Source organism: Parendozoicomonas sp. Alg238-R29, assembly GCF_947331445.1.
Taxonomy (GTDB): domain Bacteria; phylum Pseudomonadota; class Gammaproteobacteria; order Pseudomonadales; family Endozoicomonadaceae; genus Sansalvadorimonas.
Window position 1 is genome coordinate 1 of the sequence record NZ_CAMZOG010000092.1, and the last position, 17,760, is coordinate 17,760.

Annotated in this window: 11 protein-coding genes; 1 reads left to right on the top strand and 10 read right to left on the bottom strand. The window is 45.1% G+C overall.

What is annotated here, in order from left to right; genetic code table 11:
* The 9 genes from QMA35_RS18100 to QMA35_RS18140 form a co-directional block, all read right to left on the bottom strand.
* Positions 1-7,161: hypothetical protein (locus QMA35_RS18100; RefSeq protein ID WP_281648560.1), on the bottom strand; the 7,161-nt coding region annotated here is incomplete at its 3' end.
* Positions 7,162-7,694: 533 nt separating this feature from the next.
* Complete coding sequence (locus QMA35_RS18105) at positions 7,695-8,174, bottom strand: hypothetical protein (protein WP_281648561.1); 480 nt, start codon at positions 8,172-8,174, stop codon at positions 7,695-7,697.
* 55 nt (positions 8,175-8,229) lie between these two features.
* A complete protein-coding gene (gene fliI / locus QMA35_RS18110; RefSeq protein WP_281648562.1) occupies positions 8,230-9,570 on the bottom strand; it encodes a flagellar protein export ATPase FliI in 1,341 nt (446 codons plus the stop codon).
* The gene (locus QMA35_RS18115) at positions 9,567-10,397 is read right to left on the bottom strand and encodes a FliH/SctL family protein (RefSeq protein ID WP_281648563.1); all 831 of its coding nucleotides are present in this window, start codon (positions 10,395-10,397) and stop codon (positions 9,567-9,569) included. The genes fliI and QMA35_RS18115 overlap by 4 nt, the downstream gene beginning before the upstream one ends.
* 16 nt (positions 10,398-10,413) lie before the next feature.
* Positions 10,414-11,433: a flagellar motor switch protein FliG gene (gene fliG, locus QMA35_RS18120; RefSeq protein WP_281648564.1), complete on the bottom strand. Its 1,020-nt coding sequence runs from the start codon at positions 11,431-11,433 to the stop codon at positions 10,414-10,416.
* A complete protein-coding gene (gene fliF / locus QMA35_RS18125; protein WP_281648565.1) occupies positions 11,426-13,087 on the bottom strand; it encodes a flagellar basal-body MS-ring/collar protein FliF in 1,662 nt (553 codons plus the stop codon). The genes fliG and fliF overlap by 8 nt, the downstream gene beginning before the upstream one ends.
* A 21-nt stretch (positions 13,088-13,108) precedes the next feature.
* A complete protein-coding gene (gene fliE / locus QMA35_RS18130) occupies positions 13,109-13,414 on the bottom strand; it encodes a flagellar hook-basal body complex protein FliE (protein ID WP_281648566.1) in 306 nt (101 codons plus the stop codon).
* A 28-nt stretch (positions 13,415-13,442) separates the two neighbouring features.
* Positions 13,443-14,759, bottom strand: coding sequence for a sigma-54 dependent transcriptional regulator (locus tag QMA35_RS18135; RefSeq protein WP_281648567.1), 1,317 nt, complete (start codon positions 14,757-14,759; stop codon positions 13,443-13,445).
* A gap of 353 nt (positions 14,760-15,112) precedes the next feature.
* Positions 15,113-16,006: an OmpA family protein gene (locus QMA35_RS18140; RefSeq protein ID WP_281648568.1), complete on the bottom strand. Its 894-nt coding sequence runs from the start codon at positions 16,004-16,006 to the stop codon at positions 15,113-15,115.
* A gap of 188 nt (positions 16,007-16,194) precedes the next feature.
* Between QMA35_RS18140 and QMA35_RS18145 the strand changes: the two genes are divergently transcribed.
* Positions 16,195-17,196, top strand: a complete 1,002-nt coding sequence (locus QMA35_RS18145; RefSeq protein WP_281648569.1) for a family 20 glycosylhydrolase — start codon at positions 16,195-16,197, stop codon at positions 17,194-17,196.
* 50 nt (positions 17,197-17,246) lie between these two features.
* Here QMA35_RS18145 and QMA35_RS18150 read toward each other — a convergent pair.
* Positions 17,247-17,760: DUF1329 domain-containing protein (locus QMA35_RS18150; RefSeq protein ID WP_281648570.1), on the bottom strand; the 514-nt coding region annotated here is incomplete at its 5' end.

Here is a 17,760-nt window from a genome sequence, read left to right on the forward strand (position 1 = left end):
CGATACTGGCTCATCTTCAACAGGCTTCACTACTTTTTCTGTTGAAGAAGACTGCTCGCTTGAATTCTCCTGAGGTTTATCATTGTCAACTTCTTTATCTGGTACTTCGGACAAACTGTCGGTAGTCGGTATTTCTTCCTTTTCGAGAGTTTTTTCATCTTTTAAATCAGAACTACCTGCAACAGGCTCAAGGGGGACTGGTTTATCATGTTTTGGCAACAATCTCGACATCCACTCCTCTTCCTGCTCATCAGTAAGCCCGTTGAGTTTCCATACAAATATCAGCTGATTTATGGCTTGAGTTCTCTCTTCGGGAGAGAAATCAGTGGTCCAGCCATCCAAAGATTCAGCTGTGCATGCCAGCTTTTTGCATAAAGGGTAAGCAACCCAGGGAGCAAATTGAAAAACTGTTGGATTATGTTCAGGGCAGTCTGGGTGACATTTAAAGACAACTTTATTCCATAAGATTCTATCTTCAATAGGGTGTAAGCCTCTACTTATCTGTATCAACCGAATGGTGTCGCAGATACCCTGCAACTCCTTTTTCATTGTTTTATGTTTTTTATGTTTTAGAAACAGCGTGTAGCGCGCATGTTTTGAAGCCAGCTCATCTTCAGGGATTTTCTGTGCAGAACTCGCGCATGAGATGACTTCCTTAAATTGAATGATTTCATCATCAAAAGAACTTGATTTTGCTGCAATCGCTGTAGTTCTAAGGTTCTGGTACTCTCCAGTTAGCATTTGTATAGTTGTTTCATCTATCCCTGATAAGACTTGTATGGAATCGGAAGTGATTTGTTTTGTTATCTTATATTTAGAAAGAATTTCTCTCGTCTGAATAATATCGTTAATCTTATCCAACTGCCTCGAAAGAGCCAGAAACCGTCCTTCTTTAGCACACCAGAAACCAACTCTTACTGAGAGCTCATTCAACCCCCACTTCTGGTCAGACAGATCACCAGGAGAGCTTTTGACTCGAGAGCAAAAGTCACCAATGCTTTGCTCCAAGTCTGCGTAGGCAACACCGCTGTCTTTGGGGGTTTCCTGAAGGTTCAAACACTGACTGTATTTTTTAAACCACTCATTCTTATGAGACTTGAAAAGCTTTCTGGTTGCGTTGAGCCACTCCATGACCACAACCGGTGACCGATCTGCACATCGAACGAAATCATCAAGAATAGAAATAGTACTTTCAAGTGATCCAGTAGCCCGAAGATGGATGATCATGCTACCTATAACTTTATGGTGCCCAGAAACACTGGCTGAGTGAATGATTAAGCGTATAAATGCATCTGATTGCGCAGGTGTACGACAGTATTTATGTAAATGAGCAGCATCGGTAGCAGGCTGAACAACCTTACACTCCAGTAAACTGTCAATCAGATAATTCGTGACCGGGCTATTCCATATGAGTTTCTTTTCGTCCGGACCCTCGGCAAGCAACTGTAAGATAGCTGGTATGTTGCACTTGGATAGATTACACAAGCGTTTGGGGTCTTTGATTTGCTCAAAGAGTATCTCCAGCCACTGTTTATCAGGGTCTGGGGTCTCCAGAGACTTTTCCAGCATTCTGATAACAGCAAGGTCAGAACCACACTTTTTGGACGCACGGGCTGGCTCCATTTCCTTAACCCAGCGTACTGCGCATTTATAATTGGCAGGCTTTCGGGCAAGATAATTCTCGACCATCAGTTGGCATAGTCCGATGAAATCAGATTCATATTGAATTCCTTTAAGATCGAGAGCCTCGAGAGCGTCAATTAAATCACCTTCAAAAGTGTTATCAGCCTTACAGCCTTGAAGTGCCACCAACAATTCATTTACCGAAGCCTTCGAGAACAATGGATACTTGTGCTGTTTGAGGAATGTGTACAGTACTTTGCTTTCAGCCCACCAGTTATCATTCGTACTGCAAGAATTAAATAACTGGGCTTTACAAAGATCTAGAATGGCATTATCACTCATAGGCTCGGCTCCAAATTCCAGGATCAGCTGATTTACCCATTCCATAACAATAGGCTTGATCATCAGAGCTTCTCTGAGTGCTTTTGAAAGGCAGTTTTGCCTTGGGACTGTAGAGACCCAAGAAGGTTTTAAAACCCATTCCATTGCCTGTGAGTGGTTTGCAGGGTTTTGACGCAGACAGCAACGTACCATCTCTGTACATATTTTCTGATATGTACCAACATTCGCAATCGACTTTTCGTCTATTGACTCAACAATACTGATAACTTCAGCTGCCACGCTACTTAATGGGCGGGACGATTTTGCAGCAGCAGATACTGTTTTAGGAGTGATGTATCCTTTTGCCCATTCATTATTTTTAACGAGAGTCAATAAACTACTGATAAAATTACAACAGGGCGCACTATTCTTAACTGCTTCCCGAATATGAAAGTCACAACACGTTAATATTTTTTTAAAGTTGTCAGCTTCAGGTAAATCCTTACAATTAATTTTTTTTAATAGGAAAATTATTAATTCTTTTTTGAGTGGTTTGCCATTTAAATGATTTAATAAAACCTCAACAATATGATTTTCTTTCTTAACTTTTCCAAGATCAACAGGCAATGTTAACCACTTTTCAGCCTCAGCAATGTCTCCCACCTCAAAATGTTTTGTCAACTGGCTTTTGCACAGATCCATACTGAATGGTTTGACTGAATCTTTAACATGTTTTTTATAGGTATCATGGGTGATATTCTGCCAGTCAAGATCGGGCTGTTTTTTCTGGAGCGTCTTCTCAGAACTGTAAGCCCCTTTCGTTACTGTGTGATGACCTTCTGTCGGTTTATTTTTTATTTTTTTGGGCGATGGGCAAGGATCAAGATATCGAATCAACCTGCGTATCTCAACACATTCGTTCTCACTATATTCTTCCGTTATTGCTTTAAGACTCGTTACAACACATTTTGTGTCTGGATGATCCATCAGCCAAATTGCATCTGACTTCTTCATTACAGATACAAGGGTTAGTTGTATTTTCCTAATGTCCACTACTGATCTTATAGTTTTATTGTTCTCACACATTGCAACAATATAAAAAAGTGTAAGTGGGTCCTGAGAATCAATATATGGTTTTAGTCGCTCTCGAATTTTATCATCATCATCCAAACGCTCTTCTTCAATACTTTTCCAAGTCTTAACGAGTTTGACCGAGTCATGCCTATCAAAACCAGGCTCCATTACCCCTTCTAACTGAAAACACTTCGCATTAATTATTGACAACCTTATATAGGTCGCACAAGCTCTGATATCATTATCTGCCATAGCTAATGATAAATATAATTGTGCGCTCGATGGGGTATGATTTAAGCTGAGCATTGCCTCCATAAATAGTGCATCACAATCTTTAAATAAATAAAGCATACGTATACTAGCCAGCTGAAAGTGTTCACGTGCCTTGTCTTTTCTTTCAGACATACGGGCAATGAGACCTCGGCATGTTTCAGCACAGGCATACCCTTTTTTACAAGCTTCAGTAAGTATTCTTTCTCGATCTTTATCAGAATATGTAGCTTCGCCCTCTCCGCATATCAAATCATTCTGAACTATCGCCAGCTTCATCAAAAGAATCCCTTCTTCAGCACCTTCTACTTTTCTTTGTGACTCCAGACTTTTGATTTCTTTTTTAAGTTTCTGGGTGTTACTACCGTTAACAACAAACTTTAGTAGCTCCTTTTCCCAGGACTTGAGAGTAACAGCAGTAGAAACACTCTCCTTCTTTATATGCCCCATTAGCGTCAATACATAGACCAGCGGATGAAAGTCAAGCTCCATTTCCTGCAACTGATGACTTAGCTCTCCCGCTTCCGCGCTATCCGCTTCCAGCTTTACTAACTCTGAGAAGTTCGCATTAACAGTGATTGAAGGTGTTCGCTGCACACCTTCGGTTAGTTGGCAGTAATTGACTGAATGAACTGCGCGAGAGATATGCCATGGATTGATAGCCCTGCACTTCGGGTTACCAGTCAGCAGCCCAATGAGCATCGTTTTTAGAGCCAGAGGCGAGCCATTTAGAACGGCAGCTCCCTGTAGAATCTGAAAACATCTGGCTACTTCGCGATTATTATTTGTATTACTTCCAGCTGTTGTTGTTAAAATCTGTGCCAGCTGGATTGCAAGAGCGGAATAAGCATAACCTGAACCGTGTTTTGCAGCACTATGGCAGCAGGCTCTCACTCCATCGTATGTCTTACAGTCGGAAGGGTTTCCTATCATTAGACAATAAACAGCCTTAAAACAGTGCGATTCTCTTACTAATGATCTAAGTACTTTTCTTTCTTCTTCACTGCAGTCGCCATCTAAGTCAATTTCATTAAAGTATTGGATAGCATTTTCAAAATCATGGGTATAGTAGGAGTAGAAAACACCTAGTTTATAAGCCTTCTTATATCCCAATTCTATAGCCCATGAAAGATAGATGGGTGCTTTGGTATGTTGCTTTGTCACAGCACAGGCGACAGCCAGATTATAGAAGCAAGTTGCAATTTTTGAAGCCTGGTCAGGTGTGCAGTATTTCTTATCAACTTTAAAGCTAATGGCTGCCTGAGCAAGGGGTAGCACTTTTTTAATGAGATCACAGCACGCTTCCTCATCACTGCTCAGATCCAAGTCATGCTCGGGAGTACAGGTACCCATTTTTTTACTGAGCTCTGCAAGACTGCCATCAAATGTCTTATCGACATCGAAGCTTTCGACTTTCTTGGCAAGTTCATCACACCTGCTACAAAGAATCTCCTCTTTTTCAATATCTTCTTTAGCCAGATAGTCCTCATCTTTTATGCTTTTTAAATCAACATTCTTCCCTGACACTGTTTGCTCGTGTTTCTCTTTCTTACGATGTTTTATTACTGCTAGTTCCTTTTTCGCTTTTGAGAGAACTCTATAAGCATATGCAAACTGACGCTCATTTTCTAAATATTTAGAAGCCTCTACTACGTAGGAACTATCACCACTCAAATTATAGGCCAGGAGGTAGCACTGTGACTTAATAAAATCATTCTTTTCCGGTGCAGGCGATTCTATTTCTTCAATGATTGCTGTTACCACACCACTAACGCCGGGATCAGTCCTCAGAAGAAAACATTCCCAATCACGTAAGGAATAAGCCATATGTTTAACAAGATTCCAGCGTGTCACATCTGGAGAAAGTGTCACCTTTTCTTCATTCAATAAATCAAGAGCTCTAAAACAGCATCTTGACATTGATAAATGATATTTTCGAATACAGTTGTTTGAATGAGATTGGTCAAGTGCATTTATTAACAGACAGGCTTCTTCTGAAACTGTAGTTTTTTTTACTTTTTCTAAACCTGTAATCGGGCTATAGGAACCACGCTTTTTTTTATCAAGCTCATGCCGAAGTACCAACATGCAACCACGATAATTCCTGATTTTCAAATACTCGTCTGCAATTTCAAGTGTATCAGATTCCCCTTCCAGAAGTGAGTCCAAAATGTCCTCAGAGATTACATACTCCGGCTCAGTGACAATCGCCTCATTCATCCCGGTTGCAATAGCACGTCTCGCCTTACTCAGCTCCCCCTTCCCAACCCAGTGTCGGGCCACGCTGATCCACCCACAACCAGGGGTATTATTATCACCACACTGAATCTTTCTTACCGCATCAAGTTGCGCATTGCCGAGAGTAACGTGTTCACCGGATTTGGAGGATTTCTCCCATAAACAGCCCTGAAACACGGCAGCTGGCAAAAATCCATTGTTGAAGCTCATGGCTGCCAGAAGTTGAGCTTCATCCATGGGGCGGCCAGCTGAAGATGCTATGCACCGATTTGCAAGACCTGTTGCCACCCAGAAATTACCTTCGGCTCCACATTTGCTTCTTAATGCTTTAGCAGCCTGCACTTGCTTCCCTTCATTCCCTATCTCATACAACTCAAGAACCAATGCTGCCAGTTCGTCGCCATTATCTCTTTCTCCACAAGCCACTTCATAGATCCACTCCAGATGCTTGATGTCATTATCAGTATTTTCTGTTCCCATGAGGTGAGTAACAGCTTCAGGGGCGGCACGAGCTATCTTGAGGTAGATAGCTCTTTTCCTGGCCTCATATAAAAGATCCGCAGCCTCACAGGCACAGGACTCCGTCATTCTCCGACCCTGTGACCACCCTAAGATGCCGCTCATATAGACGGCCTTTACAACCATTGCGGCAGGATTATTGTGTTGAATGGCCTGATCTAAATACAGAAGGCCTTTCTGCTTGTCCTTTGAGAACCCTTTGCTGCCTGAAAGATAACTATTGGCAATCAGCGTCAGAAAAGTGAACTCACCTGTTTTCTTTGCCGTATCAAGCGCAAGGTTTTCACATGACTTTTGTTTTTCTTGAGTTAAGGGGGCTGGCGTATACCAGCCATGAGATTCCAGTTTTATGTCTACTCCTCTATTTACAGCGACCCGATACCAGTGATCGGTATGATCAGAGAGTGGGCCGGAAATATCAGATAATGCTTTTTCAGCCAAAGCAGGGTCGGTGTTAATATTTAAAAGTCCCACCCACGGTGCAGCAACCTTTTCTCCCATGCTATAACTGATCTTAAATAGCTCTTTTGCCTTCTCACGATTTTCAGATAGTGTAGAAAATGCCTTCAGTAAAAATCTCAAACTCAAATATTGGTCATTCTCAGCTTTGGCTGGATAATAAGACAGGATGTTCTTAAGCCTTTGGCACTGCATGGTCAGACGTTTTTTATCTGCTTCCAGACAGGTGCACCAGTAGCTGGTAAATTCGACATACTTCCTTATTGCACAGGCAAGATTATCAGGTGTCTCAGGCGAAGGGTCTTCTTTCAACTTCTGAGCCAAGCGTAAAATAATATTGTAGAAATTCTCGCTGTGAGCTTTTTCTTCCTCAACGGAATTAAAGGTCATTTTATTTGGGTCAAATGAGTCAAGATCTGTTCGTACAGATGATGTTTTTTTCTTCTTAGCCTTTTTTACACTTCTCTCTTCGATATTTTTTTCAGATGGGCACACAGAAGCCTCTCTGTGAGAGCTCACACTTGGTAATTCGGTATCTTGAGCGTTTGCTTCAATGGAGTCAGATTCAGATGATGTACTGCTCAGGCTTCTACTCAGTGAGTGAACTGGACTGCTATCCACACGACTATCCATACGACTATCCATACGACTATCCATACGACTATCCATACGACAACTCTGTATATGAAAAAAACTCTGACAATTACTAGTTATGCTGCAGCAGTGAGTATTAACTATATTGATAGGCCACTTGACAGTAGAAAGTGAAAAATACGTAAAATTGCTTCGAACAGGCACTTTTTCCTAACCATTATGTTTGCAATTCAACCATTCTTGCTTCTCACTCATGTATGATCTGAGCAAACTTGATAATCGGCACAGCTTCGATGGGAGACAGGGAATTGATGCAGGGGAATATGATTCACGATCTGGATGATTTGATGCCTCAAACGGAAGTGAACTCAGCGGGACATCTAAATAACGACATAGGAGGCGTTCTCAATCAGGCATCGAACTCGGCGATACCCTTCGGGTGGCGCTGAAGCCGCTATACGCTGCGTCAGGCTTGTTCAATGTAGAATAAACTACGATTTCACAAGCCTTTCTAACCCTGGCGGCTTTCAGCGCCACTGAGCCGTATGCTTAATTGAGAACGTCCCTTAAGGCTCTTCGTCGATATATAGATTTGTTTAATGCGGACGCGATTGGCGGAAATGAGCGGCTGCTACCCGGTCATCCAGGTTTTCTTGATCTTTTCGAATCACCTGTTGGCGTTTTCTGGCTTTTAATTTTTCCAGAACCTTTTCCATGGTTTTGATTTTTCTCTGTTCTTTCAGCGCGTCTTCCTGACACCGCTGATAGGTAACTTCTTCTCTTTTTACCTGATGACTTTGCAGATCTTTTACATCAATCAGCAGTTTACGAAAGCTGGCCTGATTAACGATCGATATGGGCTTCTGCCCTGCAGGATTGTTGCGATAATCTTCAAGGGCATCATTAAGCTTTTCCAATTGAAGAGTCTGGTTGCGTAGCATCATGGCTGCCTGGTGGGCAAGAAGGCGGGCCTGATCAAAGCGGCTTCTCTGATGATCCAAACATTTGTTCAATAAATGAATACTTTTGTCTGTGACGGAAGTTGATGAGTGAACGGCAGAAGTACCGGTGGTCATGGGATATCCTTATCCTTGTTGTTTATTATTTTTAAGCATTTATTGTGAACACATCCTAATTCGAGGTTGTGCTGGGAACAGGAGCCTGTTCCGGTGACCAGATAGACAACAGTTGAGCAATGCTGCTCTGGCTATCTACCTGCTCATACATCCCCTGACGCAGGTATCCCTGCAACAGAGGATGAAGTTCCATTGCCTGATCCAGTTCCGGATCAGAACCTTTCTGATAAGCACCAATAGCAATCAGATCTTTCAAGTGTAGATAACGGGTGTAAACATGCTTGAATTGCTGCATACATTGCCGGTGCTGTTCACTGGTGACAGCAGGCATTGACCGGCTGATGGAGGCACCAATATCTATCGCTGGGTAGTGTCCGGAATCAGCAAGTTCTCTGCTGAGTACGATATGACCATCCAGAACTGAGCGTGCAGCATCGGCCACCGGATCTTGCTGATCATCGCCTTCTGTTAGCACTGTATAAAAAGCGGTTATGGAACCGCTTTCCTGTGAGCCATTACCTGCACGCTCAACCAGTTTTGGAATCAGAGAAAAAACCGATGGTGGATAACCCTTGGAGGTTGGTGGTTCGCCAACAGAAAGAGCAATTTCACGTTGTGCCTGGGCATAGCGGGTCAGGGAATCCATTAACAAAAGAACATCCCTGCCCTGATCCCGAAAGTACTCCGCAATACGGTGACACAGCTGAGCGGCACGTAAACGCATAACCGGAGAAGAGTCCGCAGGTGCGGCAATAACCAGTGAACGTTCCAGGCCTCCCTGCCCAAGGGTTTGCTCAATAAACTCTTTAACTTCCCGACCCCGTTCACCAATCATACCGACAATGGTTAAATCCGCAGTGGTGTTACGGGTCATCATTCCCAGCAGCACGCTTTTGCCAACACCACTACCAGCAAACAACCCCAGACGCTGACCTTTGCCGATGGTAAGCAAACCATTAATTGTTCTGACGCCTACATCCAGTGGCTCATTAATTGGTCTTCGCTGTAGAGGGTTGATAGGTTCTGCGTGCAGCTGAATGTTTTCTTTTGTGGTAACTGCAGGTTTACCATCCAGCGGCTGGCCAAGACCATTAAGAACCCGACCCAGAAGCTCATCACCCACGGGGATATCGCAGTCATCAGAAAGAGGTTTCACTCGATCACTGGGTCGCAGACCTGTTGGACTGGTCAGAGGCATCAGGAAATGTCTTTCACCACTGAAGCCAATAACCTCAGCCTCAACATTCAGCCCGTTGCTTCCCTGAATCAAACAGCGATCACCGGTAGCAAGATGACAGCCTGTTGCTTCCAGTAATAACCCACTCATTCGCTTTAAACGACCGTGGGTTCGTGCAACCGGTAACTGGCGAATCGCCTCTATCAGGGAACCATTCATGAAAGATGTTTCTCCAGCTCTTTCGGCAGCTCCTGGCGAATGAGGTTAAGGCAGTCGCTCATACGCTGTTCAAGGCTGGCTTCAGCTTCTGAGTGCTCAGCTTCAACATAACAATCTCCGGGTGCAACTTCTGGTGCGGCAACAATGGACCAGCGTTCTCGAATATCTGGGTGTAACTGCACAAGCTTTTCGGCATCCACGGGGTTCAGGTGAACCTTGAAGTAGCCACTGTGAGTGGGTAGCTGTTGAAGAGTGTCTTCTATCACCCGGTAAATATGTTCAGGTCGGTTGCGAAGCTCAATACGGGTAACATGCTCAACAACCGTGTGGATAACTTCTGACAACCAATGGGAAAGCTGCTCCCGGTGTTCGTGTTTGAGCTGGCTAACCTGATCCAGTTGACTGTCCATCTGCTGCTTTAGATAGTCCAGGTCTTGTTTACCATGGGCAAAGCCCTGTTCATAACCTTTTTCAGCACCTTGTAAATGGCCTTCTTCCATGCCTTTCTGCAAGCCTTCACTGTGACCCTGTTGAAAACCTTCCTCTTGCCCTTTGGTAAAACCCTGCTTAAAGCCATCTTCCTGTGCTTTCTGCATGCCCTCTTTGTAGCCGGAACGAAATCCGTCGTTATGGGAGGCTGTGGATTCCTGCTTTTGAGGAGGTTGCAAGTCTTTCTGAGGAACAGAATCCGTTACTATGGTGGATTGTGACTCCGCATCCTGAAGAGGCAGCTTCTGCTGGGTAATTGGTGGGCGGGCAAAGGCCGGAAATTGAACTTTTTCCGTTTTGCTGTTCTCAGGCTTGATAACCTTTCCCATAGTTTTCATAAACATACCTTGCTTTTTATTCGATCATTTCTTCATCTTGAGCGCTTAGCTCGATATCACCGGCATCAGCCAGTTTTCTTGCCGCATCAAGAATTTCCTGGCGGGCTTTTTGAACCTGGCTGGCACGTACACTGCCAAGGTTTTCTATATCATTTTGTAGATAGCGGGCTGTCCGCTTCGCCATATTTGCCAGAATCTTGCCCATCAGCTTGTCAGAAGCACCTTTCAGGGAGAGGGCCAGAGTTTCCTGAGGTACTTCAGCTACGACTCTTGCAAGATTTTCATCAGTCAATTTGGTCAGGTGTTCGAATACAAACATCTGGTCTTCTATCTGTTCAGCCAGGGACGTATCACTGCCTTTAAAATGTTCCAGAAGCTGTCGGGCCGAGTTTTCGTTCATCCGGTTCATCATGTCGGCAACCTGTCGTAACCCGGCTACTGAGGTGTTATGACTTGATGTCATCTTGACCATGTTCTGATCGAACATGTCATTAAGTTCCTGAAGTATGGACGGGTGCAGTTCATCCAGTTTGGCGACACGGGAGAGAAGCTCTCTGTGGCTGTCTGCTGGCAGCCTTTGCAGAACAGCAGAGGCTTGATCAGCGTCCAGATAGGCGAGCACCACGGCCTGAAGTTGTGGATGCTCGTTGGATATAAGTTCGGCGATCATGGATGTATCCATCCACTTGATCATTTCCAGAGAGTTGGTCGTGCTCTCTTCGCCGAATACGCTTTCCAGCATATTGTTGGCATCTTTGTTCGACAGTGCCCGATTGAGGGTTCTTTCCAGAAACTGTTTGGTTCCGCCAAGGAGGCCAGATTCATAACGGTATTCGTGGAAAAACTGCCCCAGAACATTTTGTACTTCGTCCCTTTTCAGTGGCTGCATGCTCGCCATCGCCATGGTGATCTGGCGAATTTCCTGCTGAGACATGTATTTGAAAATTTCTGCGGCGCCTTCTTCCCCAAGACTGAGCATCAGTACAGCAACATTCTTGGTTCCGGAGCCAACAAATCCTGTCTTTTCATCACTCATTATTTTTCATCCACATCTTGGCCACCTGCGCAACACGGGCGGGCTCTTTATTCACAAGTTTTCTGGCACTGCTTAGCTGGGTATCAAAGTCAGCGACTTCTGGCGGAAGCAAAGCCATAGAATCATCGAGATAAATACTCTCATGCTGTGGCTGGGGAGCTGCCAGAGCCTGTGCTGCCTGGATCATGGGTGGGGGATTGGCAACACGCTTTACCAGCGGGCGCAGAAGGAAAATGATGACTGAGAAACAAAGCAAGCCACCGATGATATAGCGTAGATAAGTAATCATCTGAGGTTGCTGCCACCAGGGCATTTCGATCATTTCTATCGGCTCGGGTTTGATAAACCCTGCGCTGTGGATACTGATTTGATCTTGGCGTTCACTGTCGAAACCCACTGCATCCTGAACCAGTTGTTTCAGTTGAGCAGTATCAGGAGTGGCGCCCTCTTCAAAAGCTGATTGATTGAGAATAACGGCAATACTGAGTCGTTTAACTCGCCCCTGTTGCTGGGTGACTTTTTTGATAACCCGATCCAGCTCGTAATTGCGGGTGTATTCTGTTTGTTTCCGGGGCTGTGCTGTACCGCCTTTTTCTTCTTCGTTATCTGATGTTGCCGGTGGTGCGTTGCTGAGTGCGCCGGGAGTGCCGCCAACCTGTTCTCCACCATTTGGGGTTTCTCTGGAGTATTCGCTGCGAATCACACGACGATTATCGGGATCATATTCTTCAGAGGTCTGTTCTATACGGTTGAAATCAACGTCAGCTGTCACCTGAACCCGATAATTATTTAATCCAACAATGGGCTCGAGAAGGTTACTGATTCTATTGGTGTAATTGGCTTCAACTTTTCGGGTGAAATCCAGCTGCTTGTTGGCCATGCCAAAGCCGCCGTCGTCTGCATCTAAATCTCGACTGAGAAGATTTCCTTTCTGGTCAATAACAGAAATATTGTCCCGGGGGAGACCAGGCACGCTGCTGGCAATCAGATTCATTATGGCTTCTACCTGTGAACGATCCAGCTTGTGACCCGGTAAAAGCTCGATAAAAATAGACGCTGTTGGTTTCTCGGTTTTACGAACGAAAGAACTTTTTTTGGGAATTGCTAAATGAACACGGGCGTTGCGAACAGATTTCAGGCTGATAATTGTGCGAGCTAATTCTCCAGCCTGCCCCTGGCGGTAACGCACATTTTCCATGAACTGGCTGGTTCCGAGGGAAGGGTCATCTCCCAGATTATCTAAACCTTCCGGTTGTTCCTGAGTAATACCGGCCGCAGCCAGTTTTATACGAGCTTCAGATATGCGGGACGAATCAACTAGCACCTGTCCACTTTGTGGATGAATCCGGAACTTAATGTTTTCCTGCTTAAGCACGCCGGTTACACCAGACACATCATAAAGCTCATGGCTGCCATAGAGTGGCTGGTAGTCGGCATTCTGAGACCACAGAAAAGTCACTATTCCCATTGCCAGTGAACCTGCCAACACCACAATCAACATCAGCTGTGAGCGTGGACTGTTATGCAGCATGGTCACTAATGTCAGCAACAGCTGTTTTCCGCGGCTTTGGCTGGTTTCTTCGTTAGCTGTTTCGGCCTGACCTGCGGCAGGTTGGCTCTGAATCTGTGTGTCTGGTGTCAAAGCGCTATTCATGGTGTTCTGTCGGCTTCCTTATCAAACCTGCATCCGCATTACTTCTTCATAAGCCGCAACAACTTTATTGCGCACCTGAAGCAAAGACTGGAAAGAGAGGCTGGCTTTCTGGGAGGCAATCATGGCTCCCAGAAGATCATCGCTGGCGCCGGTCTCTACCGCTTCCATGCGAGCGCTGGAGTCCTGTTGCAGGCTGTTTACATGGTTCAAAACCTGTTTCATGATGTCGCCAAAGTCTGAGTCTTCTACAGGCTGCGCGGCGGAAAGTTCACGGGCTATAGGGTTTTGCTGAAACAGTGACTGGATGTGAGTACTTGATTCGATCATCGTTGTCCTCTCCTGTGTTGTTCTTATTTCACGAGTTTTGTTGAGACAAGCTGGCAGGCATGGCTGGGTCTATTCCGTAACCACGCATCTCCGCCAGTTTGTTGCGGAGTGTTCGGGTAGTAATTCCCAGAGCCTGCGCTGTTTTTTCCCTGCGCCCGGAATATTGCTGAAGTGCTGCGACAATGTGCTGGTATTCTGCTTTGCGGCAGTGTTCTTCCAGGCTTTCTGCGTTAAAGGCCAGTTCTGCCTTTTCCTGAACGTGGGGCAGCATCAGATCTTCAACATCAATAACCGACTGGCGGCTGATAATCAGAGCACGCTGAATAATGTTTTCCAGTTCGCGAATATTTCCCGGCCAGGAATGTTTTTTCAGTTGTCTCGCAGCGTCTTCGGAAATAATTTTTTCACTACCGGCTTCTGCCAAAAAGTGTTCGACAAGAGGAATAATATCTTCCGTACGCTCTTTTAATGGTGGGCAGCGCAGAGGGAAAACATTCAGACGGTAATAAAGATCTTCCCGGAAGGAACCATCTTTGACCCGCTGTTCAAGATTCTGGTTTGTTGCGGCAATAATGCGGATGTCGAGTTTAACGCTCTGTGAACTGCCAATTCGCTCCACCTCCCGTTGCTGTAAAACCCGCAAGAGTTTTGTTTGCAGGTGGAGAGGCATCTCGCCAATTTCATCAAGAAACAAAGTGCTTTGATTGGCTTGCTCAAACTTGCCGGGTCGGGCTGTATAAGCGCCGGTGAACGCACCTTTTACATAGCCAAATAGTTCAGACTCCAGCAGGTTTTCCGGAATAGCTGCACAGTTTATGGCCACCATGTTCTGGGCTCTGCGGGAGGAGTGACGGTGAATAAAACCGGCCAAAATTTCCTTGCCGGTTCCGCTTTCTCCAGTAATCAGAGCGGTTGCATCAGATTTGGCTACCTGTTCTGCTACCTGGTAAAGCTGCCTGCTGGCTTGTGACAAAGCGATGATGTGGCTTTTGTTGGTTGTTCGTCGGATCAGCTGATTGGTAAGGTCTTGCAGTAAAGAGATATCCAGCGGCCGCGACAGATACTCGGTAGCACCTGCCTTTATAAGGGCAACGGCTTCATCAATAGCCGGAGTGTCGGTGGTAATAATAACAGGAGGGGAATGGCGACTCTTTTTGAGTTTCTCAAGTAACTGGTGAGTTGAGGTATCAGGCAGATCGGCATCTACAACAATAACATCCATGCATTGGGTCTTGAGCAGGGTGAGAGCCTGCTGGCCGTTGTCTGCAGTAAAGGTTCTGCAGGGAAGCGATGTCAGTGGGGTAATACAATCCTTCCCCACCAGTAAAATGCTGTATTCGTACATATCCCTGTACCACTCAGCGCCCCGCTTCCCCGCACGCTGGCTGTTACAGCCTGAATACGTGATGGCGTGTCATATTGATGAAATAAAGCGAGGAAATATAAATTAGTTTTTGTATTAACTATTGAAATATAGAGGAATAAGAAACGGCCATAAGCTGATGAAATAGATCGATTTGCTATTTAAAAGTATTTGATTATTTCTAAAGTGATAATAGGGCTAACCATCTTCTGACACACAGCCAGAGAATCATAACGGTATCAAGCCTGATTGTCGGATTGTTGTAGCGTGTTGGATGCCGTTTTTCTCAACCACGACCTACACGGACATCCCAAAATGTTGTGGTGTTCTGGGGTTTATTTTGAGAAGAAAGTTTTTGGATCGGGAGGCGTATTTTTTCTTATCAGGCGAACCTCAACCCTGCGATTTTTGGCTCTGCCGGCTGCAGTGTTATTGGTGGCAACAGGATAACGTTCGGCATGAAAGCGGGTTTTGATTTTTTCTTCTGGTATTCCCAGATAGGTAAGATAACGGGCAACATTTTCCGCCCGGTCTTTGGCAATTTGCAGGTTATCCAGGTGATGACCTGCACCATCGGTATAACCATCCACATAAATGGCTTCAATGTCCTTATCTTCACGAACATAGGCCGCCAGATTATTCAGATCGTCAGCAAACTTGGGCTGTGGGCGGCTTTTTCCACTGGAAAACTGAATGCGTAGCAGGCTGAGCTGATCGAAACTTGCAGGTAAGAGCTTATTGCGGCAGTCCTGAAAGGCCGAAGCAGGTTTATAGATTCCGGTATTACTTAACGTGATGGCTTTTTGCTCTTTCTTTTTATCAAGAACAATCTTGCCCCAGTAGCCATTTATTAAGCCCTGAAAAAGACCTTCAGCACCGTTTGGCTGATAGGGCGATTTCGGTGAAATTGGCCCTTTACCCAATTCTACAGATTGTTGGTTATGCTTCCAGGGGGGAGGCGTTTGCAGCAGCGACAATGTGCCGGTACTGCTTTTATTTCCATCAAAAAGAGTCAGGCTCAGGGGATAACCGGCTCGGGCCACAAACTCCAGATAACCGTTGTTGACTGGCTGTCTGAGACGACAGGTGAAGTTGTCTCCCTCACTGTGCCAGCTGGTCTGATCCATATCGACAACCTGTGCTGAACTCAGGCCAACAGGGCCGAAGCTGAGAATGAGTATTGATAGGAGCTGAATTCTGTCAGTTTTGTTGAGGATACGTCTGAACATCGTCCCTTCCTTCTGCCTCTACCCATTGAAATCCGTTAATTACGTGAATAGCAGATCGGCTAACCTTTGGGGTAAATAAGCCATTCAATCTGATGAAAGCTTATAAAAATCAAAGAGTTCTGACGGTTTTGTGTCAGTTTTAATGGCTGCTTTTCGATGTGCCCGCAGAATGCACGAAAGGATGACGTATGGGATTACTTGATAACATATTAACGCCGGATGGTGGTGATTGGGGAGGCGTTCCCTGGCGAGTGTTGCACCTTGTTGGCTATACCAGACCCGACGAGTTGAAAAGTCTGGGTAAGCACCTGAGAGCTATTGCTCGCCTCGGTGTAAACAAGATTATTTTGGCAATCGATTATAAGTTTAGATACCAAACCGACCCAGATTTGCGTTATGGAGAGGATTACATAGGTGCATCTGAAGCTCACGATTTTACATTACAGGCAAAAAAGTTTGGTATTGAAGTCATTCCACAATTTCACTGCATAAGTCATCAGTCCTGGAATGAACATACTTTTCCGCTGTTATCCAAATACCCAGAGTTCGATGTCACCCCAGGGCTGTATCCAAATAACGATGGAATAGAGACCAGAGAATGGGATCCAACTAACCCAAAGCTTTACCCCATACTGTTTGCGCTATTTGATGAATTGATCGAAGCCTTTGATTCTAAAGCTTTCCATATAGGAATGGATGAAATTTTTCTGCTTGGGTCACGTAATGCAACTTTCTTCAGTGATTGCGATGTGGATGAGGCTTTTGCCCGGGGTATTACCCGAATCTATAATCACCTTGCCGGAGAAAGACAACAGCAGGTGTTAATGTGGGGAGACAGGCTGGTTTGCGGAAGAGCACACCCACTGGGGATCTCATTCTCTTGCAAAGACGGCCTGAGTAATGCCATTCATCAGATACCCAAAGATATCATTATTTGTGACTGGCAGATGAAACGCCGAAAAGATTTTGAAACTATGGCGGAGTTTGTAGAGGAAGGGTTTCGGGTTCTGCCTGTGAGCTGGAAGGATATTGGCGCGATTGAAGATTCTCTGCGTTACAGCACTTTGACTAACAGCCCAAGTATTATTGGCCGTGTATTTACTACCTGGCGGGAAGAAGAGGGACGGCCCGACATCTATGGCCCGCTAATTGATGGGGTGAAACTTATAAAGATGTATGCGCATAAATAATAACTGCATTGAGCCACCCGAAAACCCGGGCAGCCCAATATAGGATGGAGTTAACGTCTACCTTCCCGGCGCAAAGCACTTGACGTGAAGTCACGCTTTTTTACTTTAGGGTTGAAATTATATTCGTCTTCCTGGTTATTTAAGCCATCCACAAAATAACGTCCTCGCTCAAGGTCATAAATAACCTCGGCAGTACTGGAAACCAGAGGAATTTCGTAATAGTTGATTGGGTGGGCTTCCTGATAACGAACGAGTTCGCCAGCTTTGTTATAAACATCAACCATCAAAATTTGCCAGCTATCTTCATCAAGATAAAAGCGTCGTTTTGCATAAGGATGTTTGAAACCGGTTCTAAGAGTTGCGTCCACAACCCAAACCCGGTGAGGCTCGAAACGTAAGAGGCTGGGGTTCAGGGACTTTGGTTTCAGAATATCCTCGTACTGAACATCATCTGAGTGGAGTTTGTAGCTGTTATAAGGAACGTAGAACTCTTGACGCCCCTGCAACTCCCAGTCGTATCTGTCCAGAGAACCATTGAACATATCTGCAGTATCGGCAGTCAGC